General features: G+C 68.0%; 24 protein-coding genes. 15 read left to right on the forward strand and 9 right to left on the reverse strand.

Going from position 1 to position 24,871, the window contains the following annotated elements:
• Positions 1 to 38 precede the first annotated feature (38 nt).
• The 12 genes from FHS98_RS03530 (at position 39) to FHS98_RS03585 (ending at position 15,286) form a co-directional block, all read left to right on the forward strand.
• Positions 39 to 1,556, forward strand: a complete 1,518-nt coding sequence (locus FHS98_RS03530) for an acyl-CoA ligase (AMP-forming), exosortase A system-associated (RefSeq protein ID WP_167099874.1) — start codon at positions 39 to 41, stop codon at positions 1,554 to 1,556.
• Positions 1,553 to 2,794, forward strand: a complete 1,242-nt coding sequence (locus FHS98_RS03535) for a pyridoxal-dependent decarboxylase, exosortase A system-associated (RefSeq protein ID WP_167099877.1) — start codon at positions 1,553 to 1,555, stop codon at positions 2,792 to 2,794. Before FHS98_RS03530 ends, FHS98_RS03535 begins: the two co-directional genes overlap by 4 nt.
• A gap of 93 nt (positions 2,795 to 2,887) precedes the next feature.
• Positions 2,888 to 3,532, forward strand: a complete 645-nt coding sequence (locus FHS98_RS03540; protein ID WP_019833386.1) for an XrtA/PEP-CTERM system exopolysaccharide export protein — start codon at positions 2,888 to 2,890, stop codon at positions 3,530 to 3,532.
• Between the two features lie 32 nt (positions 3,533 to 3,564).
• A complete protein-coding gene (locus FHS98_RS03545; protein WP_167099880.1) occupies positions 3,565 to 5,100 on the forward strand; it encodes an XrtA system polysaccharide chain length determinant in 1,536 nt (511 codons plus the stop codon).
• 10 nt (positions 5,101 to 5,110) lie between these two features.
• Positions 5,111 to 6,040 (forward strand): AAA family ATPase, encoded by a 930-nt coding sequence (locus FHS98_RS03550; RefSeq protein ID WP_167099883.1) that lies wholly within the window; start codon positions 5,111 to 5,113, stop codon positions 6,038 to 6,040.
• A complete protein-coding gene (locus FHS98_RS03555; RefSeq protein WP_167099885.1) occupies positions 6,037 to 7,656 on the forward strand; it encodes a porin family protein in 1,620 nt (539 codons plus the stop codon). Before FHS98_RS03550 ends, FHS98_RS03555 begins: the two co-directional genes overlap by 4 nt.
• A 41-nt stretch (positions 7,657 to 7,697) precedes the next feature.
• Positions 7,698 to 8,759, forward strand: a complete 1,062-nt coding sequence (locus tag FHS98_RS03560) for an XrtA/PEP-CTERM system-associated ATPase (RefSeq protein WP_167099888.1) — start codon at positions 7,698 to 7,700, stop codon at positions 8,757 to 8,759.
• Positions 8,760 to 8,772: 13 nt separating this feature from the next.
• Positions 8,773 to 9,612 (forward strand): XrtA system polysaccharide deacetylase, encoded by an 840-nt coding sequence (locus tag FHS98_RS03565; RefSeq protein ID WP_167099891.1) that lies wholly within the window; start codon positions 8,773 to 8,775, stop codon positions 9,610 to 9,612.
• A complete protein-coding gene (locus FHS98_RS03570) occupies positions 9,609 to 10,670 on the forward strand; it encodes a FemAB family XrtA/PEP-CTERM system-associated protein (RefSeq protein ID WP_167100374.1) in 1,062 nt (353 codons plus the stop codon). Before FHS98_RS03565 ends, FHS98_RS03570 begins: the two co-directional genes overlap by 4 nt.
• Before the next feature lie 3 nt (positions 10,671 to 10,673).
• Positions 10,674 to 11,852: a TIGR03087 family PEP-CTERM/XrtA system glycosyltransferase gene (locus FHS98_RS03575; RefSeq protein ID WP_167099894.1), complete on the forward strand. Its 1,179-nt coding sequence runs from the start codon at positions 10,674 to 10,676 to the stop codon at positions 11,850 to 11,852.
• 2 nt (positions 11,853 to 11,854) lie between these two features.
• Positions 11,855 to 13,384: an exosortase A gene (gene xrtA / locus FHS98_RS03580; RefSeq protein ID WP_208401926.1), complete on the forward strand. Its 1,530-nt coding sequence runs from the start codon at positions 11,855 to 11,857 to the stop codon at positions 13,382 to 13,384.
• A gap of 6 nt (positions 13,385 to 13,390) precedes the next feature.
• A complete protein-coding gene (locus FHS98_RS03585; protein WP_167099897.1) occupies positions 13,391 to 15,286 on the forward strand; it encodes an XrtA/PEP-CTERM system amidotransferase in 1,896 nt (631 codons plus the stop codon).
• On the opposite strand, the gene truA is transcribed toward FHS98_RS03585, so the two are convergent.
• Together truA and fmt are read right to left on the reverse strand one after the other, a co-directional pair.
• Positions 15,283 to 16,023, reverse strand: coding sequence for a tRNA pseudouridine(38-40) synthase TruA (gene truA / locus FHS98_RS03590; protein WP_167099900.1), 741 nt, complete (start codon positions 16,021 to 16,023; stop codon positions 15,283 to 15,285). The two genes, FHS98_RS03585 and truA, sit on opposite strands and share 4 nt — an antisense overlap.
• Positions 16,020 to 16,925, reverse strand: a complete 906-nt coding sequence (gene fmt / locus FHS98_RS03595) for a methionyl-tRNA formyltransferase (protein ID WP_167099903.1) — start codon at positions 16,923 to 16,925, stop codon at positions 16,020 to 16,022. The genes truA and fmt overlap by 4 nt, the downstream gene beginning before the upstream one ends.
• A 54-nt stretch (positions 16,926 to 16,979) precedes the next feature.
• Here fmt and recR point away from each other — a divergent pair, with 54 nt between their 5' ends.
• The 3 genes from recR to FHS98_RS03610 all read left to right on the forward strand — a co-directional run bounded on the left by recR (position 16,980) and on the right by FHS98_RS03610 (position 19,635).
• Complete coding sequence (gene recR / locus FHS98_RS03600) at positions 16,980 to 17,576, forward strand: recombination mediator RecR (RefSeq protein WP_026359685.1); 597 nt, start codon at positions 16,980 to 16,982, stop codon at positions 17,574 to 17,576.
• A gap of 54 nt (positions 17,577 to 17,630) precedes the next feature.
• Positions 17,631 to 18,152, forward strand: coding sequence for a peptide deformylase (gene def, locus FHS98_RS03605; RefSeq protein ID WP_167099906.1), 522 nt, complete (start codon positions 17,631 to 17,633; stop codon positions 18,150 to 18,152).
• A 73-nt stretch (positions 18,153 to 18,225) separates the two neighbouring features.
• Entirely contained in the window at positions 18,226 to 19,635 is a 1,410-nt protein-coding gene (locus FHS98_RS03610) for a DNA recombination protein RmuC (RefSeq protein WP_167099909.1), read from the forward strand.
• Positions 19,636 to 19,694: 59 nt separating this feature from the next.
• Here FHS98_RS03610 and FHS98_RS03615 read toward each other — a convergent pair whose 3' ends face one another.
• The 7 genes from FHS98_RS03615 to FHS98_RS03645 all read right to left on the reverse strand — a co-directional run bounded on the left by FHS98_RS03615 (position 19,695) and on the right by FHS98_RS03645 (position 24,863).
• Positions 19,695 to 20,492 (reverse strand): TrmH family RNA methyltransferase, encoded by a 798-nt coding sequence (locus FHS98_RS03615; protein WP_167099912.1) that lies wholly within the window; start codon positions 20,490 to 20,492, stop codon positions 19,695 to 19,697.
• Positions 20,493 to 20,552: 60 nt separating this feature from the next.
• Positions 20,553 to 20,825, reverse strand: a complete 273-nt coding sequence (locus FHS98_RS03620) for an HPr family phosphocarrier protein (protein WP_167099915.1) — start codon at positions 20,823 to 20,825, stop codon at positions 20,553 to 20,555.
• Positions 20,822 to 21,229, reverse strand: coding sequence for a PTS sugar transporter subunit IIA (locus FHS98_RS03625; RefSeq protein ID WP_019833368.1), 408 nt, complete (start codon positions 21,227 to 21,229; stop codon positions 20,822 to 20,824). The genes FHS98_RS03620 and FHS98_RS03625 overlap by 4 nt, the downstream gene beginning before the upstream one ends.
• 65 nt (positions 21,230 to 21,294) lie before the next feature.
• Positions 21,295 to 22,176 carry an RNase adapter RapZ gene (gene rapZ, locus FHS98_RS03630; RefSeq protein ID WP_167099918.1) on the reverse strand — a complete coding sequence of 294 codons (882 nt, stop codon included), beginning with the start codon at positions 22,174 to 22,176 and terminating at the stop codon, positions 21,295 to 21,297.
• Entirely contained in the window at positions 22,173 to 22,592 is a 420-nt protein-coding gene (locus FHS98_RS03635; RefSeq protein WP_167099921.1) for an HPr kinase/phosphatase C-terminal domain-containing protein, read from the reverse strand. The genes rapZ and FHS98_RS03635 overlap by 4 nt, the downstream gene beginning before the upstream one ends.
• Positions 22,589 to 24,190 (reverse strand): sensor histidine kinase, encoded by a 1,602-nt coding sequence (locus tag FHS98_RS03640; RefSeq protein ID WP_167099924.1) that lies wholly within the window; start codon positions 24,188 to 24,190, stop codon positions 22,589 to 22,591. The genes FHS98_RS03635 and FHS98_RS03640 overlap by 4 nt, the downstream gene beginning before the upstream one ends.
• Complete coding sequence (locus FHS98_RS03645; protein WP_167099927.1) at positions 24,159 to 24,863, reverse strand: response regulator transcription factor; 705 nt, start codon at positions 24,861 to 24,863, stop codon at positions 24,159 to 24,161. Before FHS98_RS03645 ends, FHS98_RS03640 begins: the two co-directional genes overlap by 32 nt.
• Positions 24,864 to 24,871 lie beyond the last annotated feature (8 nt).

The following is a 24,871-nucleotide window of genomic DNA, read 5'->3' on the forward strand; positions in this document are numbered from 1 at the left end:
GCCAAGCATTGGCGTGCAAGGGGTCTGATTTGCAAGCGATGACGGAATGGGACGGGTTGGAGCCTCATGCGGAGCGGCTGGACCGGCTGACGCTGAGAGGCGCTCCGCAGGATATCGCGCTCATCGACAAGGCGGGAACGCTCGATTTCGCAGGGTTGGAGGTCGCCGTCGGCGGGCTGGCCGCCGCGTTGGCGCGGCAGGCGGAGCGCGGCGACCGTGTCGCGAGCTGGCTCCCCAAGACGCGGCTGGCCTGTCTGATGGCCCTGGCCTGCACGCGGGCAGGGCTGGTGCATGTTCCGGTCAATCCGCTGCTCCGGCGCGCGCAGGTGGCACATATCCTGACGGACAGCGGCGCGCGATTGTTCGTGACCCAACCTGCCCGCGCGGCCTTGCTTGAGGAGGGGGATGTGCCGATCGGCTGTGCGGTGTTGCATGAGGCCGATCTGGAGTCTTCCTCGGACACGCCGTTGCCGCCTTCGGAGGGGTCGGCCGACGAACTGGCGGTGCTGCTCTATACCTCCGGCTCCACGGGCAAGCCGAAGGGCGTGATGCTGAGCCACGCCAATCTGTGGCTCGGGGCGATTTCGGTCGCGCATTATCTCCGCCTTGCGCCCGATGATCGGACGCTGGCCGTGCTGCCGCTGAGCTTCGATGCGGGGTTGAACCAGTTGCTGTCGACATGGGCGGCGGGTGGATCGGTCGTGCCGCTCGATTATCTGGTGGCCGCGGACGTCGTGCGCGCGGTGGGGCGGCATGACGTCACTACGCTGGCGGGCGTGCCGCCGCTCTGGATACAGCTCGCCGAGGCGAACTGGCCGGCCGAGACCGCCGCCCGGCTGAGGAGGCTGTCGGCGACGGGAGGGCGGATGCCGGCGCCCGTCGTGCGTCATCTCCGCGCGATCTTCCCGCAGGCGGACCTCTATCTGATGTACGGGCTGACGGAGGCCTTCCGGTCGACCTATCTCGATCCGGCACTGGTGGATCGGCACCCGGATTCCATTGGTCGCGGCATTCCCTTCGCGGAAATTCTGGTCGTGAAGCAGGATGGCAACATCGCCGCCGATGAGGAACCCGGTGAACTCGTCCACGTCGGGCCGCTGGTGGCGCAGGGCTATTGGCGAGATGCCGAGAGGACGGCACTGCGCTTTCGGCCGGCGCCCGCTGCGTCGCGGCTGGGGGGCATCGCCGTCTGGTCGGGGGATGCGGTGGTACGGGACGCGGACGGGTTGCTGCGGTTCGTCGGGCGGGACGACGAGATGATTAAGGTCTCCGGCAATCGCATCAGCCCCACAGAGATCGAGGAAGCGGCGCTGGCGAGCGGGGCTGTGGCCGAAGCGGTGGCGCTGGGCATGCCGGACGAGCGGATGGGGCAGGCGATCCGCCTCATCGTACGCAGAGCCGGCGGCGAGAATGCGGAGGCGCGGCTGCTCGCCTATTTCAAGGCTGAGCTGCCCAATTTCCAGCAACCGCGCGAAGTCGTCTGGGTCGACACTCTTCCCTACAATCCCAATGGCAAGCTGGACCGCGTGCGCGTCCGCGAGGAGCATGGCGCATGAAGCCGTCCGGTCCCATCCCACCCGGTTACGGAGGCGACGCCCATGGCCGGCTCCTGATCGCGGGGCACGACGTCGAGAGCCTGATCGAGCGGGCCGGTGATACGCCGCTCTTCGTCTACGATCATGACATGGTGGCAGGGCGCGTCGCGCGTCTGCGCACGGCCATGCCGGATGGCCTGGAGATCCATTACGCGATCAAGGCCAATCCCTTCGCCCCGCTGGTGGCGATGATGGCGGGGATCGTCGACGGGTTCGACGTCGCGTCCGAAGGCGAACTGGAGCGGGCGATCGGCGCGGGCATGTCCGCCTGCCACATCAGCTTTGCGGGGCCGGGCAAGCGCACGCGTGAACTGGAGGCGGCGATCCGTGTGGGCGCGACGCTTCATCTGGAATCCGAACGGGAAGTCGAGCGCGCGCTCGATGTGGCCGCTGCATTGGACATCCAGCCGCATCTCGCGATCCGGGTGAACCCCGAGTTCGACCTGCGCGGCTCTGGAATGCGGATGGGGGGCGGGGCCAAGCCCTTCGGCGTGGATCAGCAGCGCGTCGTGCCGCTGGTGCGCCGTATCGTCGAGGCGGGGGCGAACTATCGCGGATTGCACATCTTCGCGGGCTCGCAGTCGCTCGACGCGGCGGCGATCATCGAGACACAGGCGAACACGGTCGCTCTCGCGCGCCGTATCGCCGAGGAAAGCGGCGTGGAGGCGCCGCTGGTCAACCTCGGTGGAGGCTTCGGCGTTCCCTATTTCGCGGGCGATGCGGCTCTCGATGTCGAACGGATCGGGGATGCGCTTGCCGGGCAGATCGGCGGCGAGGCCCATCGCCATGCGATCGAACTGGGGCGCTGGCTGGTGGCCGAAGCGGGGGTCTATCTCACCCGTGTCGTCGATCGGAAGGAGAGCCACGGCAAGATATTCCTCGTGACGGACGGAGGGATGCACCACCAGCTTGCCGCATCGGGGAATTTCGGAACGGTCGTCCGCCGCAATTATCCGGTGGCCGTCGCCACCCGCTTCGGGGCTAACCCGGAAGAAGAGGCGAGCGTCGTCGGTTGCCTCTGTACCCCTCTGGACAGACTGGCCGACGATGTGGCGCTTCCGGTGGCCGGAGAGGGGGATGTGATTGCGGTCTTTCTGGCGGGTGCGTATGGCGCGAGTGCCTCTCCGGCGGCGTTTCTCGGGCATCCTGCAGCCATCGAGATGTCCGTCTCCGCGGGAGGCAAGGCTGTCCTAACGTAAAATTCACCTCTTCTGGTCTAGGCGAGGATCAAGAAACCTCGGGAGGGCGCGCTTTTACGCGACGTCTTCACGGGTGACGGCAAGGAGTGTGGTATGCGGTTCGACGGCGCTTCGAAGGTTGTTCTTGGCGTGGCGCTCGCCAGCCTGCTGGCCACGGGCAGCGCGGCGTTCGCGGAAGAGCCCACCTTGCCGCCGGCCAATTTCGTCTCCCCGCAGGACAAGCCGAGCGAGCAATATGTCATCGGGCCGCTCGACCAGCTCACCATCTTCGTATGGCGCAACCCGGAACTGGGCGCGAAGGTGCAGGTCCGCCCCGACGGGCGCATCACCACGCCGCTGATCCAGGATCTCCCGGCGGTGGGCCGCACGCCGTCACAGCTCGCCGACGACATCAAGGCGCGTCTCGCGGCCTATGTCACCGATCCGCTGGTTTCGGTGATCGTCGAGAATTTCTCGGGCACCTATTCGCAGCAGATCCGCATCGTCGGTGCGACGGAGAAGCCGGCCAGCCTGCCTTATCGCGCGAACATGACGCTGCTCGACGCGATGATCGCGGTGGGCGGCCTGTCCCAATACGCGGCAGGTAATCGCGCCAAGCTGGTGCGTTTCGACAAGGCCACCGGTAAGCAGACGGAATACCCGCTTCAGATATCCAAGCTGCTGAAGCACGGCGACACGAAGGCCAATGTGAAGCTCGAACCGGGCGATGTCATCATCATCCCCGAGAGCCTGTTCTGATTGCTTGAGACGAAGGCGTAGGGGCGGACGCGATGAATGCCATTCTGGAAGAGGTGCGGATCGGCATCCATGTCGTCTGGCGCAGGCGCTGGCTGGCGCTGGCGGCGGCGTGGGGCATCGCGCTGGTCGGCTGGCTCGGCGTTTCGCTGATCCCCAATACCTATGAGAGCACGGCGCGGATATTCCTGGAGCCGCAGTCGATCCTGCCGCAGGCGGTGGGCATCACCAGCAACGATCAGCAACAGGGCATCGATTCCGTGCGCCAGACGCTGCTCTCCAGCGACAATCTGGCGAGTGTCGTGAAGGGCACGGATCTCGCCCGCCAGGCGACCACGCCCAAGGATCTGGGCGCGATGGTCGCCAGGCTCCAGACGGCGATTTCGATCAAGAGCACGCAGGACAATCTCTTCCAGATCAGCGCCGATCTGTCGGGCGGCGGCTTCTCGGATGCGCAGAACGCCAAGAACGCGCAGGCGGTGGTGGCGAAACTGCTCGACCAGTTCGCGACGGCCAGCGCCGCCGGCGACAGCGCCGAGGCGCATCGCTCGCTGACCTTCCTTGACGCGCAGCTTGCCCAGCGTGGGCAGCAGCTTCAGGACGCCGAACAGAAGCAACAGGCGTTCGACCAGAAATATCTCGGGATGCTGCCGGGCACCGGCTCGATCGACCAGCGCATGGAAACAGCGCGGTCGCAGCTTTCCGATGTCGAGACGAACCTTGCCGCCGCGCAAAGCTCGCTGGCGGCGGTGAACGGGCAGCTCGCGGCGACGCCGGCTTCCATTCCGGGGCCGCCCTCTGCGACCGGCACGGGCGGCCCGCGCGAGCGGCTCGCCCAGCTTCAGGCGCAGCTCGCGCAGGATCAGGCGCAGGGCTGGACCGACAAGCATCCCGACGTGATCGCGGTGCGGCGCGAGATCGCCCATATTCAGGGCGCGGCGGCATCGGCGCCCGTGTTGGGCGCCAATTCCCAGCCGAACCCCGCTTATATCTCGCTGCGTTCCATGGCGGCCGAGAAGCAGGCGACCTACGCCGCGCTCGCCACGCGCCGTGCGCAGCTTCAGGCGGATATGGCGAACTTCGCCGCGAAGCAGGCTGACCAGCCCGAGATCACCGCCCAGCAGGCGAAGCTGTCGCGCGATCATGACGTGCTTCAGGCGCAATATGACAAGCTGCTGTCCGACCGCGAGCAGGTGAAGCTCCGCGCAGACGCGCAGACGCAGGCGGGCAGCGTGCAGTTCCGCGTGATCGATCCGCCGACGCTCTCGAAGGTGCCGGCCAAGCCCAAGCGTCCGCTGCTGTTGACCGGCGTGCTGCTGGTCGCGATCGCGGGTGGCGTCGCAGCGGCGTTCCTGCGGGCGAAGTTGCAGACCAGCTATTCGACCCCCAACGCGCTGGCGGCGGCGAGCGGTCTGCCTGTGCTGGGCTCGATCAGTTATGTGCGTGGCGTTCGCCAAAAGACGCAGGAAGCGCAGCAGCTCAAATGGTTCGCGGGAGCGGGTGGCGCGCTGGTGGGGGCCTATGTGCTTCTGCTGGTGGTCGAATTCGTTCAGCGCGGGCTGATGGCGTAGGACAAGAGGCATGAGCAAGCACAGCCCGATCAGCCCCGATCCCAAGGGCCCCGGCCGTCCCAAGGGGCCGCGCGGCCCCTCGCTCGTGGAGCGCGCCGCCAACGTTTACGATTTCACCGCGGGCCTGCGCGGCTCGGGCGTGACCACCGGCGCGCCTATCGTTCAGCCGACGATGCTGGCACCGACCGCCTTCCATATGAACTGGGAAAGCGCGTCCCCGCTGGGCCGCTTCGGCCAGGTCGCGATGGACGAGCTGCGCGAGGGCGGCTTCGTGCTGCCGGATGCGAGCCCCAGCGCGATCTCCGAGGAGTTCCGCATCGTGAAGCGCCAGCTTCTGCGCGGCGCCGACGAGGTGGAGAACGGGCGGACGATACTGGTCTGCTCGGCGCACCCGGACGACGGCAAGACGTTCTGCGCTGTGAACCTCGCGCTCAGCCTCGCGGCGGAGAAGGATGTCGAGGTCGTGCTGATCGACGCGGATGTCGCCAAGCCGGAAATCCTCTCCACCCTCGGGCTGGAAGCCGGGCCGGGCCTGATCGACGCGATCGCGGATGAGGCGGTGGATATCGAGGCCTGCCTGATCCGTACGGATATTCCGGGCCTGATCGTGCTTCCCACCGGCCGGCAGACCAATGAGGCGACCGAGCTTCTGGCGTCGGATCGGACGAGGCAGGTGCTGGAGCGGCTGCGTAGCCGCGATCCGCGCCGGATCATCATCTTCGACTCCCCGCCCGCGCTGGCGGCATCCCCGGCCTCGGTGCTGGCGATGCATTGCGGCCAGCTTCTCTTCGTCGTCCGTGCCGAGCGGACGGGCGAGGCGGACCTTCGCGAGGCGCTGGGGCTCCTTTCCGCCTGCCCGCGTGCGCAGTTGCTGCTGAACGGCGTCGAGTTCGGCGGCTCTCACCGCCGCTTCGGCCGATATTACGGGATCGACGGGTGACGAAATTCGCTTGGTTTACATGCTCGTTCCTGTCCACGGCGCTGATCGCGCTGCCGGCCGGCGCGCGCACCACGATCAGCCCTTATGTCGAGGGGCAGCAGGTCATTTCGACCGACCTCAGCGGCCGTCCGGGGCCGGATACGGTGACCTATACGGGCATCGCGGCCGGCGTCGACGCGACGATCGAGAGCGCCAAGCTCCAGGGGCAGATCGACTATCGCTATGACCATTATTTCGCCTGGTCGAACCGCTATCGCGATACGGACCTGCATAACGGCCTCGCCTCGCTGAAATATCAGCCCAATTCGGACCTGTCGTTGCAGGCGGCGGGCATCGCCACCCGCGCGCGCGGCACGCTGGCGACCGGCACCTCCGGTCTGCTGTTCGGCGATCTCGACAATACGCAGCAGATCTACGCCATTCAGGCGGGACCGAGCTACGATCATCATTTCGGCGACATCAACCTGAACGCCGACTATCGCTTCGGTTGGACGCGCTCGGACAACGGTTTCGGCAGCACCGATCTCGGCCCCGGCCAGCCGGTGCTCGAGAATAATTTCGATACGTTCAGCCACACGGCGGATGTCGCGGTGGGCACGCGGCCGGGCGGGCTCGGGCTGCCTTTCGGCTGGACCGTGTCGGGCGGGATCGAGCGGGATGACATCAACTTCCTCGATGCGCGCTATACGAGCAAGTTCGGCCGGGTCGACGTCGTCCAGCCGGTGAGCCCCTCGCTCGCGCTGGAAGCCGGCATCGGCTATGAGGCGGACCGGGCCACCCAGTCGGCGATCCTGACGGACGCGGACGGCAACGCCATCCTCGACAAGCATCGCCATCTCCAGGCGGACCATTCCAAGCGGCGCCTGCTCTCCTACGATCAGGATGGCCTCGTCTGGGATGTCGGCGTGCTGTGGCGGCCGAGCGTGCGGACCTCGCTGGAGGTGCGCGGCGGGCAGCGTTACGGCCAGACCGTGGTGACCGGCCGCTTCACCCATCAGATCACGCCCAAGTCGACCATCGAGGTCGTCGCCTATGACGACATCACCAGCTTCGGGCGCCAGCTCACCACGGGCATCGGCGCGCTGCCGACGTCTTTCTCCGGCTCCAGCCTGCCGATCCAGACGCCGCTCGCCAACTGTGTGTTCGGAGCGAACGGCGCGCAGGGCGGCTGCCTGACCGCGCTCAACTCGGTCAATTCCAACTTCTACCGGTCGCGCGGCGTCTATGTGCTGCTGGCGGGGCAGAAGGGGCTTTGGAACTACGGCTTCGGCGTCGGTTACGACCATCGCCATTATCTGGCGCCCAACCTCGGAGCCGATGTCTTCTCCTTCGCGGGCGTCAACGAGGAGAGTGTGACCGTGGACGCCAGCATCGGCCGCCGCCTGTCGCGCGTGTCGACGCTGACGCTGACCGGGCTCGCCGCCTGGTATGACGACAATGCCAGCGTGGTGAGCGGCACGTCCTACACCTCTTATGGCGGCATCCTGACCTACAACCGCGAATTCTCCCGCAGGCTGCTCGGCACCGCTTCGGTGGGCGTCTCGTCGGGGGGCGGCGGCAATATCGACGACGATGTGATTGGCACGGCGCTGCTCGCGCTGCGCTACCAACTCTAACGGAATGCGAGGCGGCCTTCGGGCCGCGGGTGGAGGCCCAGATGTACGACAGCCATTACGGGTTCAGCGATCGACCCTTCCAGCTCACGCCGGACGCGCGTTTCTGGTTCGAGAGCAAGACGCACCGCACGGCCATGGCCTATCTCGGCTATGGCCTCGCGCAGGGGGAGGGCTTCATCGTCATCACCGGCGATGTGGGTGCGGGCAAGACGACGTTGGTCGGCCATCTGATGGCCTCGATCGATCCGCAGCGGCTTCAGGTCGTGCGGCTCGTCTCCACGCAGGTGGAGGACGAGGACATGCTGCGTCTCACCGCGCACCAGCTCGGCCTCGCGACCGAGGGGCTCGCCAAGGCGCAGCTTCTCGAACGGATCGAGCGGACGCTCCGCCTCCACGCCAATGAGGGCCGCCAGACCCTGCTGATCGTCGACGAGGCGCAGAACCTGCCGCTTTCGGCGCTGGAGGAGCTGCGGATGCTCTCCAACTTCCAGAATGGCGGGCAGTCGCTGCTCCAGATCTTCCTGCTCGGCCAGCCCGAGTTCCGCGATCGCTTCCAGAAGTCGGAGCGGCTGGAGCAGCTTCGCCAGCGCGTGATCGCCACCCACCATCTGACGCCGATGGAAGCCGGGGAGGTCGCCCCCTATATCCAGCATCGCCTGAAGCTGGTCGGCTGGGACGGTCGCCCCGAGTTCACCGACGATGCCTGGGAAGCCTTCTATCGCCACAGCCATGGCGTGCCGCGCAAGCTCAACGTGCTGGCGGGCCGGGTGCTGCTGCATGGCGCGGTCGAGGGGCTGGAGCGGATCGATGGCGCGACCGTGAGTCTCGTCGCCGCCGACATGGACGACGAGCGCGGCCCACACGATCCGTCGCCCGAGGCGGAGGATCATCACCGCCGCGCATCCGATGCCGCCCCGCCGACCGAGGCCGGCCCCGTCCGCATCGTCCGCACTTCGGACCCGGAAGCGCTCGACCGCATCGCCGTTCTGGAAGAGCGCCTCGACGAGCAGGAGGCGGCGATCCGCCGCGTGCTCGGCCTGCTGATCGACTGGGTCGAGCGGGAGGAGCCGGTCGGCGGCCCGCGCTTCGGGACCGCGCACTGAGGGCATTTGCGTGATGCGTAACGCGCTGTCCGTGGATGTGGAGGACTGGTTCCAGGTCGGCGCCTTCGAGAAGGTGATCGACAAGGGCGATTGGCCGCGTCTGGAGAGCCGCGTCGCGCGCAATACCGATGCGGTGCTCGATCTGTTCGCGCGGGCGGGCGTGAAGGCGACCTTCTTCACGCTCGGCTGGGTGGCGGAGCGCGCGCCCGCGCAGATGCGCCGTATCGTGGCGGAGGGGCACGAGATCGCCAGCCATGGCTGGGATCATGATCGTGTCTTCACCCTCACGCCCGAGCAGTTCCGCGCCGATCTCCGCCGCGCTCGCGCTGCGATCGAGGATGCGTCGGGGATGCCGGTCGTCGGCTATCGCGCGCCGAGCTTCTCGATCGACACGCGGACGCCGTGGGCGCATCCCATCCTCGCGGAGGAGGGTTACAGCTATTCTTCCAGCGTCGCGCCGGTGGCGCACGATCATTATGGCTGGCCTGAGAGCCCGCGCTTCGCGTGGCGTCCGATCTCGGAGAGCGCGATGATCGAGCTGCCGGTGACCACCGTCAAGCTGGGCGCACGGACGCTGGCGGCGGGGGGCGGGGGCTTTTTCCGCCTGCTGCCCTATGGCTTCACGCGCTGGGCGATCCGGCAGGTGAACGACGAGGCCAAGCGCCCGGCGATCTTCTATTTCCACCCGTGGGAGATCGATCCCGATCAGCCCCGCGTCGCCAAGGCACCGCTTCGTTCGAAGCTCAGGCATTACAGCCGGCTGTCCGCCATGGAGGGCAAGCTGGAACGGCTGCTCGGCGAGTTTTCGTGGGCTCGGGTCGATGAAATCGCCGCTGCTCAGGCATGGCCATGAACCTTGCCGACGCGGTGCGCCCGCTTCGCATCGAGGAAGGCGGAGACGAGGCGAGCGTCGATGCCTTCGTGCGCGCGCATCCCGAGGGGAGCCCTTTTCATCGCCCGGCCTGGATCGCGGCGGTGGAGGCCGGCACCGGCCAGCGCGCGCATCGACTGATCGCGACGCGGGACGGTCGGATCGAGGGCGTTCTCCCGCTGACGGCGATGCGGTCGATGCTGTTCGGCAAGGCGCTGGTGTCGTCGGGCTTCGCGGTCGGCGGCGGCGTGCTGGCGACCAGCGAGGAGGCTCGCGAACGGTTGCTGGCGGAAGGATGGCGGCTGGCCGAGCGCCTCGGTTGCCCGAGCCTTGAACTGCGCGGCGGGGCTCTGCCGGATGGTGGGCAGGGCTGGCAGGTGAAGGAGGATGCCTATGCGGGCTTCTCCCGCCCCCTCGCCAGCGACGATGAGGCGGAACTGAAGGCGGTCCCGCGCAAGCAGCGGGCGGAGGTCCGCAAGGCGCTCGGCGCGGATATGGCGATCAGCGTGGGGCGCGGGCCGAAGGATCGGGCGGCGCATTATGCCGTCTATGCCGAGAGCGTTCGCAATCTCGGGACGCCGGTCTTTCCCAGGCGACTGTTTTCGGCGGTGCTCGATGGGTTTGGTGAGGATGCCGATATCCTGACCATCTCGCACGAGGGCCGGCCGGTGGCCTCGGTGCTCAGCCTGTATCACGGCGGCACCGTCATGCCCTATTGGGGCGGCGGCACCTGGGCGGCGCGGGGATTGAGGGCCAACGAGCTGCTTTATTTCGCGCTGATGCGTCATGCCCGCGAGCGAGGCTGCAAGGCGTTTGATTTCGGCCGCTCCAAGCTCGGGACGGGGGCCTTCGCCTACAAGAAGAATTGGGGCTTCGAGCCGCGCCCACTGGCTTATGCCACCCGTACCGCCGACGGTGCGGAAGCACGCGAGGTCAATCCGCTGAGCCCGCGCTATCGAATGCAGATCGCGGTGTGGAAGAAGCTGCCGCTGTGGCTGGCGAACCGGCTTGGGCCGCCGCTGGCGCGTGGGCTGGGCTGAACGATGGGCGACCTGCTGTTTCTCGCGCATCGCGTGCCATTCCCGCCCGATCGGGGCGACAAGATTCGTTCATACAACATCCTCAAGCATCTGGCCGGGAAACGCCGCGTCCATCTCGCCGCCTTCGCGGATGATGACGCCGACATCGCGGCGGCCGAGGCGCTTCGGCCGATGGTCGGCCGTCTCCATGTCGAACGGCGCGCACGATCGAGGGCGTCGGCCGCGGCGATCGGGCTGGCGAGAGGACAGGCGATCTCGGTCGCAGCCTTCGCGAGCCCGATGATGACGCGCTTCGTCAAGGCAGTAGCGGAGGAGGAGACTGTCGACGGCACCTACATCTTCTCCGGCCAGATGGCCCAATATGCGCCGGCGGGGCGTCCGTTCGCGATGGATTTCGTCGACATGGATTCCGAGAAGTTCGCCGCTTATGCCGCCTCCGCGCACGGGCCGATGCGGTGGGTGTGGAGGCGTGAGGCCGAGCGCCTGTTCGCCTTCGAACGCGAGGTGGCGGCGCGGGCGGCGGTCTCGTTGTTCGTGAGTGACGCGGAGGCCGCGCTCTTCCGCGACCGCACAGGCCTGCCGGACACGCGCGCGCGGGCGTTGGAGAATGGCATCGATCTCGATCGCTACCGGCCCGCGCCGCATCGGCGGGGGGAAACTCCGCTGATCGTCTTCACCGGGCAGATGGATTATCCGCCCAATATCGAGGCGGCGGCGGGCTTCGCGCGGGATGTGATGCCGTCGATCCGTGCCCGTCACCCGGATGCGCGCTTCGCCATCGTCGGCCGCAAGCCGGATGCGTGCTTGTCGGCGCTCGACGGCCGGAACGGCGTCGAGGTGACCGGCGAAGTTCCCGATGTGCGGCCCTGGCTGACGGACGCGGATGTCGTCGTCGCGCCGCTGCGGATCGCGCGGGGCGTGCAGAACAAGGTGCTGGAGGCCATGGCGATGGCCCGCCCGGTCGTCGCGAGCCCGCAGGCGTTCGAGGGGATCGACGCGGCCCCCGATCGCGATCTGATCGTGGCCGGGGGCGCACGGGCCGAGGCTGAGGCCGTGCTGGCACTGCTCGCCGATCCCGTGCGAGCCGAGACGATCGGCGCGGCGGCGCGCGCGCGGGTCGAGGCACGTTATGCGTGGAAGGCCCGCCTCGCGGCCCTCGACGATCTTCTGGAGCGCTTCTGACGATGGATGCGACGATCACCCCCCAAGTGCGCGCAAAGGTGGGCGGATGGCCTCGCCATGTCGTCGGGCTGGGCGTGGTCGTGGCGGGGCTGCTGGCGCTGTTCGCCCGTGATGCAGGCGACATGGCCGCGATCTGGTGGACGAGCAGCACCTATGAGCATTGCCTCGTGATCCTGCCCATTGTCGGCTGGCTGGTGTGGCAACGCGCTCCCGTGCTGGCCGAGGTTCGGCCCAGAGCATGGGCCTTGCCGTTGCTCTGGGTGGCCGCGGGCGCGTTCGGATGGCTGCTGGGCGAGGCGGCGGGCGTCGCGGTCGTGCGGCATCTGGCGCTGGTGATGATGATCCAGGGGGCGGCAGCGGTGATGCTCGGGCGGGGGGTGCTGGCCGCCCTGCTGTTCCCGCTTTCCTATGCGCTTTTCCTCGTGCCGGCGGGTGACATGCTGGTGCCTCCACTCCAGACGCTGACGGCGCGGATCTGCATGGTGCTGCTCGGCGTGGTGCAGGTGCCGGCGCATCTGGACGGCGTGTTCATCACCACGCCCGGCGGCTGGTTCAAGGTGGCGGAAGCCTGTTCGGGCGCGAAATTCCTGATCGCGATGACGGCGTTGGGCGTGCTGGTCGCCAATCTTGGCTTTCGAAGCTGGCGTCGCCGCGCGGCGTTCATGCTGCTCGCGCTCGTCGCTCCGGTCCTGGCGAACGGCATCCGGGCGTTCGGGACGATCTGGGTCGCGCAATATAAGGGCGCGGCGGCGGCCGGCAGCTTCGATCACATCGTCTATGGCTGGATATTCTTCGCGATCGTGATCGTGATCGTGCTGGCCATCGGCTGGCGCTTCTTCGACAAGCCGGCCGATGCGCCGCCGATCGACAGGCTCGCCGTCCTTGCCGAGGCGGAGAAGCAGCGTTCGACGTTTCCGCTGACGCTTGCGGGGGCGGCGGTGCTGGCGGTGGCGGCGGTGGCTCCGCTCTGGAGCGCGGCGGCGATCCGCGCCGGTGCGCAGCCGATCCCGGCCGCCGCCCATCTGCCGGAAGTGGCGGGCTGGACGCGGATCGCGGCCACGGACGGAACGCTGTGGAAGCCGCGCTTCGATGGCGCCGACCGCCTGCTCCTCGGCCGTTATCGCGATCCGGCCGGCGCGGAGGTCGATCTCGCCGTCGCGCTGTATGCCACGCAGGAACGCGGGCGTTCGCTGGTGGGCTATGGCCATGGCGCGGTGGACCCCGAGGGGCCGTGGTCATGGGCCGCGAACCTGCCGGCTCCATTGGGCGCACAGGCCGAAAGCATCGTTGCGCCGGGAGCCGTATCGCGGACCGTGCTGAGCTTCTATACGGTCGGCGCCATGGAGACGGGGAGTGCCGCGCGGGTGAAGCTGGAGACGTTGCGTCATCATCTGCTGGGCGGCAGCCAGAGGGCCGCGGCGTTGCTGGTTTCGTCGGAAGACCGGCGCGGCGGGCGCGGGGCGATCGAGCGGTTCCTGAGCGCGCTCGGTCCGGCGGACAAGGCGATCGATCAGATCGCGGCGGGGCGCTGAACCTCCATGTGCGGTATTGCCGGCATCTTCCACCTCGACACGCCCAAGCCGGTGGACCCGGCGCGCGTCCGCACCATGATCGATGCGATCGCGCATCGCGGGCCGGATGGGGAGGACATCTGGACGGCGCCCGGAGTGGGGCTCGGCCATCGTCGCCTCTCGATCATCGATCTGGCCGGCGGCGACCAGCCGATGGTGTCGGCGGACGGCGGGCTGGCGGTCGTCTTCAACGGCGAGATCTATAATTACCGCGAACTGCGCGTCGATCTGGAGGCGTGGGGCGCCGAGTTCCGCACACAGAGCGACACCGAGGTGATCCTCCACGGCTGGCGCCGCTGGGGGCCGGACTGCCTCGATCGTTTCACGGGCATGTTCGCCTTCGCGCTGTTCGACGCCGGGCAGCAGAGCCTTTTCCTCGCGCGTGACCGGATGGGTGTGAAGCCGCTCTTCTATGCCGAGCTTTCCGATGGCGCCGTGCTGTTCGGATCGGAGTTGAAGGCTCTGTTGGCCCATCCCCGCCTGCGTCGCGCGCCGGACCTGTCGGCGGTCGAGGATTTCCTCGGCCTCGGTTATGTGCCGGATGACGCCTGTCTCGTGGCGGGCGTGAAAAAGCTGCCGGCCGGCCATCATCTGACACTGCGTCGGCGGCATCCGCTGCCTCAGCCGCGCCGCTGGTGGGACGTCGCCTTCACCGCCGACGCGCGCGGCTCTGTGCGTGATCTGGAGATGCAGCTTACCGACCATATGCGCCGCGCCGTCCGCTCCCGGATGGTGGCGGATGTGCCGCTCGGCGCCTTCCTTTCGGGGGGGGTGGACAGTTCGAGCGTGGTCGCCCTCATGGCCGAGGCGAGCCGGTCGGCGGTCGAGACCTGTTCGATCGGCTTCGATGTGCCCGATCTGGACGAGACCGCCCATGCGCGTCTGGTCGCCGGGCGCTTCGCCACGCATCACCGCGAGCGGATCGTCTCGCCGGATGATTTCGGGCTGATCGACACGCTGGTGGACGCCTTTGACGAGCCCTTCGCCGATGCCTCCGCGCTGCCGACCTACCGGGTGTGCGAACTGGCGCGCGAGAAGGTGACGGTGGCGCTCTCCGGCGACGGCGCGGACGAGGCGCTGGCCGGATATCGCCGCCATCGCTTCTTCGTGGCGGAGAACCGGGCACGGGGCCTCTTCTCGACGCAGATGCGGGAGCGGGTGTTCGGGGCGCTCGGCCGGGCTTACCCCAAGGCGGACTGGGCGCCGCGCCCGCTTCGCGCCAAGACGACCTTCCAGGCGCTCGCCCGCTCGTCGGAGGAGGCCTATGCGCGGGCCATGGGCTTCACCTCGCCCGAGATGCGCGCGCGGCTGTTCACGCCCGAGGCGATGCAGGCGCTCGGCGGCCATCGCGCCGAGGCACGGATCGAGCGGACGATGCGGGAGGCACCCGCCGCAGACTGGCTGGGCCGGGCGCAATATGCCGATCTCAAGATCTGGTTGCCCGGAGATATCCTCACCAAGGTCGATCGCACGAGCATGGCCGTCGGGCTGGAGGCGCGCGAGCCGTTGCTCGATCATGACCTCGTGCAGTTTCAGGCTTCGTTGCCGATGGCGATGCGGCTGCGTGGCGGGCAGGGGAAATGGCTGATGAAGCACGCCATGCGATCCTTCCTCCCGGAGGAAATCCTGCATCGCACCAAGATGGGCTTCGTCACGCCGATCGCCCAGTGGTTTCGCGGGCCTCTCGCCGGAGAGGCCGAGCGGATCGCGCGTGGCGCTGCGCTGGCCGCGACGGGCTGGTTTCGCCCCGACGAACTCGCCCGCGTCGCGCACGAGCATCGCTCCGGCCGCAGCGACCATGGCCGGTTGCTGTGGCAGTTGCTGATGCTCGATAAATCCCTGACGCGGCTGTTCGGCGCCTAGGGGTAGACCGCCTCGACGAAATAGAGCCCGTCAGGCGGGGCATTGAGGCCCAGTTCGCCGCGATCCCTGGCTTCGAGAGCCTCGGTCACATCATCGGGCGTCCATTTCCCCTGACCGACCAGCGCCAGGCAACCCACCATCGAGCGCACCTGATGATGGAGGAAGGAGCGTGCCGCCGCCTCGATCTCGATCCCGCCGCTCGCCCGGCGCACATCGAGCCGGTCGAGTGTCTTCACGGGGCTCGCCGACTGGCAATGCGCCGAGCGGAAGGTGGTGAAGTCGTGCAACCCGACCAGTCGCTGCGCCGCCTCATGCATCGCCTCGACATCGAGCGGTGGGGCCACCCGCCATGCCTTGCCCTCGTCCAGCGCGAGCGGGGCGCGGCGATCGACGATCCGATAGATGTAGCGCCGCCCGATGCACGAGAAGCGCGCGTGCCAGTCATCCGACACCACGTCGCAGGCGAGGATCGCGACCGGCGCTGGCCGCATCCGGGCATTCAGGGCCTCCATCAGGCGGAAGGGGGCGATGGTTTTGCCGATTTCGACATGCGCGACCATGCCGGTCGCGTGGACGCCCGCGTCGGTGCGACCGGCGGCATGGACGGCGGCTTTCTCGCCGGTGATGAGTTCCGCCGCGCGCTCGATCGTATCCTGCACGCTCGGCCCATGCGCCTGCCGCTGCCAGCCCATGAAGGGGCGGCCGTCATATTCCACCGTCAGCCGGAAGCGCGTCACGAGAGGAGCGTCCCCACCGGGATCGGGAAGCCGCGCAGCAGGTCGGCGGTCGCCATGGCGCCACGTCCGGCGCGCTTGACGGTGGTCGGCCGGATCGAACCCGAGCCGCAGGCGATGGCGAGGCCCTCGTCGAGCACCGTGCCCGGCGCACCGCTTCCCGCCTCGATCGTGGCCGAGAGGATCTGGATACGCTCGCCGCCATGCTCGAAGAAGGCGCCCGGCGCCGGGTTGAATGCGCGGACCTGCCGCTCGACCTGTGCGGCCTCCTGCGTGAAGTCGAGGCGGGCCTCGGCCTTCTCGATCTTGGCGGCGTAGGTGACGCCCTCTTCGGGCTGGGCTTGGGGCGGGTAGGTGGCCGGGTCGGCCAGCACGCGCACCATCAGCCCCGCGCCGAGATCGGCGAGTTCGGCGAACAGGTCGCCCGCCGTCTTGCCCGCGATCGGCGTGCGGCCCTCCAGCAGCATCGGGCCGGTATCGAGGCCCTTTTCCATCTGCATGATGACGACGCCCGTCTCCGCGTCGCCCGCGAGGATCGAGCGCTGCACCGGCGCCGCCCCCCGCCAGCGCGGAAGCAGCGAGCCATGCACGTTCATGCAACCGAGCCGCGGCGCCTCCAGGATCGGCACCGGCAGCAGCAGCCCATAGGCCGCCACCACCGCCACATCGAGGCCGAGCGCCGCGAACGCCGCCTGCTCATCCGCATCGCGCAAGGTCAGCGGATGCCGCACCTCCAGCCCGAGCGCCTCCGCCCGACGATGGACGGGCGAGGGCTGCAACGCCTTCCCCCTGCCGGCCCGACGCGGCGGCTGGGTGTAGACGGCGGCGATGTCATGCCCGGCGGCGGCCAGCGCTTCGAGCGTCGGCACGGCGAAATCGGGCGTTCCCATGAAGGCAATGCGCATCCGCTCTCACAAGCGCTTGGCAAGGCGGAGTGCAAGCCCATATCCATGCTTCCCATGGCATCTCCCGAAATCGACGCGCTGACACAGGCGCTTGCGCGGCTCCCCGGCCTCGGCCCCCGTTCGGCCCGCCGCGCGGTGCTCCATCTGCTCAAGAAGCGGGAAACCGCGCTGACGCCGCTGCTCCGCGCGCTGGAGCTGGTCGACGAGCGGCTGTCCACCTGCCACGTTTGCGGCAATGTCGATACGTCGGACCCGTGCTCGATCTGCGCCGATCCGCGTCGTGACGAGCGCTCGCTGTGTGTGGTGGAGGAGGTAGCCGATCTCTGGGCGCTGGAGCGTTCGCGGCTGTTTCCGGGGCGTTTCCATGTGCTGGGCGGGCGACTGTCGGCGCTGGACGGCGTGCGGCCGGAGGATCTCAGCATCGACCGCCTCGTCGCGCGGATCAGCGCCGGGGGTATTGACGAGGTCGTTCTCGCCACCAACGCCACGCTCGAAGGGCAGACCACCGCCCACTACATCGCCGAGCGGCTGGAGGGCCTGCCCGTGCGCCTGACCCGGCTCGCCCATGGCCTGCCCGTCGGCGGGGAGCTGGACTATCTCGACGAGGGCACGCTGGCGCAGGCGCTCCGCGCGCGGCGGCCGATCGATTAGGCTGATCGAAACGCTCGCCTTGACGGACGGGCATGTCGGTCATAGCTCGTCGCCATGGCCATTCTTCCCATCATCGAGATCCCGGACGCACGCCTGCGCAAGATCTCCGAGCCGGTCGAGACGTTCGACGCCGAGCTTCAGCAACTGATCGATGACATGTTCGAGACGATGTACGACGCGCCCGGCATCGGGCTCGCGGCGATCCAGGTGGGCGTGGCCAGGCGGGTGCTGGTGATCGATCTCCAGGAGGAAGGCGAGGGCGTGAAGAATCCGCGCGTCTTCATCAACCCGGAATTCTCCGAGCCTTCGGAGGAGAAGAACGTTTACACCGAGGGTTGCCTCTCGATCCCGGACCAGTTCGCTGATGTCGAGCGCCCCGCGACGATCCGCGCCAAATGGCTCGATCGCGACGGAAAGCCGCATGACGAGGTGCTCGACGGCCTGCTCGCCACCTGTCTCCAGCATGAGGTGGATCATCTCGAAGGCATCGTCTTCACCGATCATCTGTCGCGAATGAAGCGCGATATGGTGTTGAAGAAGCTGGAAAAGCTTCGCCGCCAGCAACGCGCCGCCTGAGGGCGCCCCGCCGCCGCTTGCGGTGTAGGAAAAGCACTGCTACGTTCGCGCTTCGTTCCGGTGGAGGGGAAGCGTGAATCCAGTCGTCGCCATTCTGGTCGCCTGTGCGGCGTTGGTCATCGGGCTGGGGATCGGCTGGTTCCTGGGCTCGCGCGCCGGTGCCGGCTTCAAGGCGGAGCGGGATCGACTCGATGCGCGCTCTCGCGAGGCGGAGACGGCTCGTGCCTCCGCCGAGGAGCGTGCGAAGACGGCCGGGCTCTTGCGCACCACGCTGGATGAAGTGACCCGCGAGCGGGATTCCGCGCAGCGTTCGCTGGCGGCGGAGCGCGCCGCCGCGACGGAGCGGGCCGAGGCCTTCGAAGCGCGACTGGTCGAGTTGCGCGAGGCGAAGGAGATGCTTTCCGCCCAGTTCAGCGAAGTTGGCCAGAAGATGCTCGGAGAGGCGCAGAAGGCTTTTCTCGAACGCGCCGACCAGCGCTTCGCCCAATCCGAGGAGAAATCCGGCGAGCGGCTGAAGGCGCTGCTCAACCCGGTCGAGGCGACGCTCAAGCGCTACGAGGAGGGCGTTTCCCGCATCGAGAAGGAGCGGACCGAGGCCTATGGCAACCTCACCGGCCTGATCGGCGCGATGCGCGACGGGCAGGAGGCCGTGCGCAGCGAAGCGGCAAAGCTGGTCAACGCGCTGCGCGCCGCACCCAAGGCGCGCGGTCGCTGGGGCGAGCAGCAACTCCGCAACGTGCTCGAAACCTGTGGCCTCGTCGAGCATACCGATTTCACCACCGAAGTTTCGGTCGATACCGAAGACGGGCGGATGCGCCCGGACGCGATCATCCGCGTGCCGGGCGGGCGGGCGCTGGTGATCGACGCCAAGGTGTCGCTCAACGCCTATCAGGATGCGTTCGGCGCGATCGACGAGGCGGAACGCGCGCGGCATCTCGCGGCGCATTCGGCGGCGATGAAGGCCCACGTCACGACGCTCGCCGCCAAGGCCTATTGGAACCAGTTCGAGGACGCGCCGGACTATGTCATCATGTTCGTGCCGGGCGAGCATTTCCTCGCCGCCGCGCTCGAAAATGATCCGACGCTCTGGGATTATGCGTTCGAGCGCCGCGTGCTGCTGGCGACGCCGACCAACCTCGTGGCGATCGCGCGCACCGTCGCGGCGGTGTGGCGGCAGGAGAAGCTGGCGCTGGAGGCGCGGCAGATCGGCGTGCTGGGCAAGGAGATGTACGATCGCCTCTCGGCCGCTGCCGGGCATCTGCGCAAGGTTGGCGGCGGCCTGTCGACTGCGGTGAACAATTACAACAGCTTCGTATCGTCCTTTGAGTCGCGCGTGCTGGTGACGGGGCGGAAATTCCGCGATCTCAATATCGAGACGGGCGGCCGTGAGATCGAGGCGGTGCCGCCGGTCGAGACCCTGGCTCGCGTGCCGGCGGCTACGGAATTGCTCGGTGGGCCGGGTGAGGCGGAAGCGGCGGAGTAGCGGTGGCGAGACGAAGTTTCGGGCCGCTTCCGCGTCGCTGACCCTCGGACAAACAATCGTCAGAGGCGTTGGCCGAGTACCTCATACGCCATCACGGCTGTCGCCACCGCAGCGTTGAGACTGTCCGCCTTGCCACGCATCGGGAGCTTCACGCGGACGTCGCATTCGTCCTCATAATCGGCGGGAAGCCCGCGCGCCTCGTTGCCGACGAGGATGAAGGTCGGCGCGGCGTAACACGGCTCGCGATAATAGGCTTCGGTACGCAGGCTGAGCGCGACGAGCTGGCCGGGGCCGGAGCGCAGCCAGGGCACGAAATCCGTCCAGGCCGCGCGCGCGATCCTCTGGGTGAACAGCGCCCCCATCGATGCGCGCACCGCTTCGACCGAAAAGGGATCCACACAATCGTCGATGAGGATCAGCCCGCCCGCGCCGACCGCATCGCCAGTGCGCAGGATCGTGCCGAGATTGCCCGGATCGCGCAGCGACTGGGCGACGATCCAGATGTCGGACGCGTTGCGGTCGATGCGGTCTAGCGCGGTGTCGAACTCGGCATAGACGCCGAGCACGGTCTGCGGATTGTCCTTGCCCGAGAGCTTGTGGAGGATGTCCACATTGGTCTCGATCGCCTCGCCGCCGTCCGCTTCACAAGCGGCGGTGAGGCGGCGGACCAGCGGATGGTCGCGCATCTCGCGGGTGTGGAAGATCCAGCGCGGGAGGTGGCCGGCTTCCTCCGCCTCGGTCAGGATGCGCAGGCCCTCGGCGAGGAACAGGCCTTCCTCCCGGCGATGGCGCTTCTCGCGCAGATTGCGGATGCGCTTGACGAGCGGATTGGAAAAGGCGGTGATTTCGCGGGGCATGGCGCTCGTTACACCAGATCCGGGCTGGATCAAGCGGCGGCGGCCTCCGGGGCGGAAGCCTTATTCCTCGCCGAACTTGTTCTCGACCAGGCCGACCAGCAGCGCCAGCGTCTCCTCCGCTCCCTCGCCGGCGGCGCGGATGGTGACATGATCGCCCTTCGCGGCGCCCAGCATCATCAGCCCCATGATGGAAGTGCCGGCGACGCTCGACCCGTCCTTCTCCACTTCCACGGCCGCGCTCTGCCCGGAGGCGAGCGTCACGAACTTGGCGCTGGCGCGAGCGTGAAGGCCGCGCTTGTTCGTGATCTGGACGGTGCGACTATGTTGGGTCATGCGGCGGCCTCTCCCAGCAGGTCGGACGCGACGGAGATATATTTGCGGCCGGCATCGCGCGCGGCGGCGACGGCGGCCTTGATCTTCATCGTGCGGCGCGCGCTGGCAAGGCGGATCAGCATGGGCAGGTTGATGCCCGCGATCACCTCCACGCGATCCGTCTTCATGAGCGAGATGGCGAGATTGGAGGGCGTGCCCCCGAACAGATCCGTAAGCAGGATCGCGCCGTCGCCGACATCCACCTTCGCGATCGCGGCGGCGATATCGTTGCGGCGGCCCTCCATGTCGTCCTCCGGCCCGATGCAGATCGGGACGACCGCCTCCTGTGGCCCAACGACATGTTCCATCGCCGTCACGAATTCCGCCGCCAGGCGTCCGTGCGTCACCAGCACCAAACCGATCATCTATTCACCCGAGTTTGGCCTCTCTCCGATGACATCCATTCCTCCAGCGTCCGGCCCTCTTTTTCTTACGGGATCAGATCGCGGTGGAGGATCGTGGGCGAAAATCCCTGCGCACGCAACCGGTCGCCTATCGTCTGGGCGACGTGGACTGAGCGATGGCGGCCTCCGGTGCAGCCGAATGCCACGGTGACGTAGCTTTTTCCCTCCGCCGCGTAGCGCGGGAGCAACAGTGCGAGCAGCCCTTCGATGCGCTCCATCGCTTCGGAATAGGCTGGATCTTCCGCGACATAGGCGGATACGGGGGCGTCGAGCCCGGTCATCGGACGCAGCACGGAATCCCAGTGCGGGTTGCGCAGGAAGCGCATGTCCAGAACGAGGTCCGCATTGCGGGGCACGCCGCGCGCGAAGCCGAAGGACATGATGGTGAGCGTCACACCGACGCCCTCCGCGGTCGCGAATCGGTTGCGCAGCATCTGCTGGAGCGTGTTGGTGCTGCTGTCGGTGGTGTCGATCAGATGGTCTGCGGCCCGTCGGAGCGGCTCGAGCAGTTCGCGCTCGCGGGCGATGCCGTCCTCGGCCGGGCGATCGAGCGCGAGCGGATGGCGGCGGCGCGTCTCGGAGAAGCGACGGACCAGTTCGCTGCCCGCGCAATCGAGGAACAGCATCCCCACATTGTCGCCACGGCCCCGCAACTGATCGAGGCGATCGACGATGCGGTGCGCGCTGAAGCCGCGCGTGCGGCTGTCGATCACCACCGCGAGCGGACGATCCTCGCCGCCGTTATCCACCGGACCTGGCGCATCCAGCAGGCGGTCGAGCAGCATCAGCGGGAGATTGTCGACCACCTCCCAGCCGAGATCCTCCAGCGTGCGGACAGCGGTGCTCTTGCCGGCGCCGGACATGCCGGTGACGAGCAGCAGGCGGCGCGTATGGCTGTCCTCGCTCATCGGCCGATTTCCCGCAGCATCAGTTCGACCTTGATCGGCGCGGACGGCTCCAATGCGGCGAGCGTGGCCGCGGGAACGTCCACCCCCGCGAGGTGGCGGGTCGCAAATTCGGGCATACGATCGACGGGTTCGTCCAGGGTGATGATGAGTGCCACGTCCGTCTCTGTCTGATAGGGCATGTCGATAACGCCGATGCCGCGCACTTCCATCTTGCCGGCCAGCCGCTCGGGCGGGGTGGCGATCAAACGCCCCCCGCGCTCGCTCAGTTCGCTATAGTCGTCGGATACCAGCGTCGCGCCGCGATCGATCAGACGCAGCGCGAGATCGGATTTCCCCGCGCCGGAACGGCCCGCCAGCAACACGCCCCGCCCGCCGATCGCGACGCAGGTGGCGTGGATCAGCGCGGGGAGCGTCACGGCTGAGGCGCCCGGGGGAGCGTGATGAGGAAATGCGCGCCGCTGCGCCCGTCGCTGCGGTCGCGGACTTCGATGGTGCCGTCATGGCCGTCCGCGATCGCCTTGGCGATGGCGAGGCCAAGGCCGCTGTGACGCTGGGTGTCGTCGGAGTCGGCGCGATCGGTGTGGAAGCGGCGGAAGATCGCGTCGCGCATATCGGGCGGCACGCCGGGGCCTTCATCCTCGATCGCGACCAGCACGATGTCTTCGATGCCGACCGCGCTCACCTCGACCAGGCCGGCCGGCGGCGAGAAGGAGACGGCATTGTCGATCAGGCTCTCGATCATGCGGGCGAGGCGCGCGCCGTCGCCGATCACCATCGTCGTCTCGACATAGGGCCGGGCAAAGGCGACGCGGATATCGCCGTTGCGGCCCCGTTCCTCGCGGGCGGCGAGCAGACCTTCGATCAGCAGGCCGAGATCCACCGGCTCCAGCCGGGCGCGGGACAATTCGCCGTCGAGGCGGGAGATTTCGGCCACGTCGGTGATGAGGCGATCCAGCCGGATCACGTCGTCGCGCACGATGTCGAGAAGACGCGCCTGAAGGGCCGGGTCTTTCACCACCGCCATGCTGTCCACGGCGGAACGCAGCGAGGCGAGGGGGTTCTTGAGTTCGTGGCTGACGTCCGCCGCGAAGGCCTCGACGGCGTCGATCCGGCGGCGGAGCGCCTGGCTCATGTCGGAGAGCGCGCGGGCGAGCAGGCCGATCTCGTCGCGGCGCGAGGGCAGGCGGGGCACCACCACCTCCCGCGCCCGGCCGAGGCGGACGCGATGCGCGGCGATGGCGAGCCGGCGCAGCGGCCGGGCGATCGTCCGCGCGAGGAAAAGCGACAGCAGCACCGAGACGATCAGCACGCCGATGATGACCATGCCGATGGCGAAACGCTCGGCGCGGACGATGCGGGTGATGTCGCGGACATTGTTGGTGGTGAGCAGCGTGCCGACGCCCGGCAGGGTCACGGCGGCGGAGAGGACAGGCGTGCGATCCGGCGCGCTGCGATGGCGCGAGACGACGGTTCCGGGTTTGGCCGCCGCAGCGCTCGCTTCGGGCCAGGACTGGAGCCGGTCCTCGGCGGGCTCGACGAAATGCTCCACGCTGTCGGCCCCGACGATATGGTCGAAGGTGCGATCCATGAAGCGGGCGGCGTGCTTCTGCCACGGCTCGCTCGACGGATCGCGCAGTTCGTAGGTGGCGGGCGCGATCTGCCAGGTGTCGAGGATGCGCGCGCCGGTCGGCCCGTAGATGCGCAGCCGCTCGCCATCGACCTGCGCCATCTTCGCGGCGAGCGCGGGGCGAGCCTCCGGCGCCACGGCGGCGAGCGCACCGCCGATCATCTGGACGTCGCTCTCGGCCTGCTCCGTGCGTTCCTCGGACACGCGCGTGCGATAGCTGTCGAGATAGAAGAAGCTGCCCGCCAGCATCGCGACGGCGAAGATGTTGACGGCGAGGATGCGGCTGGTCAGCGACCAGCGGGCGGACCAGGAGAGGGGCTGCTCGTCGGCCACGCTGCGCTCCGGCGCGGACCGGTCATTCTTCACCAAAGCGATATCCCACCCCATAGAGCGTTTCGATGGCCTTGAATTCCGGGTCCACCTGCCGGAATTTGCGGCGCAGACGCTTGATATGGCTGTCGATCGTGCGATCGTCGACATAAACGTCGTCATGATAGGCGGCGTCCATGAGCTGATCGCGCGATTTCACGAAGCCGGGCCGCTGGGCGAGCGCCTCCAGGATCATGAACTCGGTGACGGTGAGGACCACCTCCTCGCCGCCCCAGCGGACCTTGTGGCGCGCCGGGTCCATATCGAGCCGGCCACGGACGATGCGCTCGGCGGGAGGCGCTTCCTCGGTCGCGGAGGAGAGGCTGGCGTCGGTGCGGCGCAGGATGGCGCGGATGCGGGCGGTCAGCAGCCGGAGCGAGAAGGGCTTGGCGATATAATCGTCCGCCCCCATGGCGAGGCCCAGCGCCTCGTCCAGCTCGTCATCCTTGCTGGTGAGGAAGATCACCGGCACCTGGCTCTTCTCGCGCAGCCGGCGGAGCACCTCCATGCCGTCGATCTTGGGCATCTTGATATCGAGTACGACAAGGTCCGGCGCATTCTCGGCAAAGGCCTTCAGCGCGGCCTCGCCATCCGAATAGATGCGGACCACGAAACCCTCCGCCTGAAGGGCCATGGACACCGAGGTCAGGATGTTTCGGTCGTCGTCGACGAGTGCGATCGATGCGGACATGGCCGGAC

Source organism: Sphingomonas oligoaromativorans, assembly GCF_011762195.1.
GTDB lineage: Bacteria > Pseudomonadota > Alphaproteobacteria > Sphingomonadales > Sphingomonadaceae > Solisphingomonas > Solisphingomonas oligoaromativorans.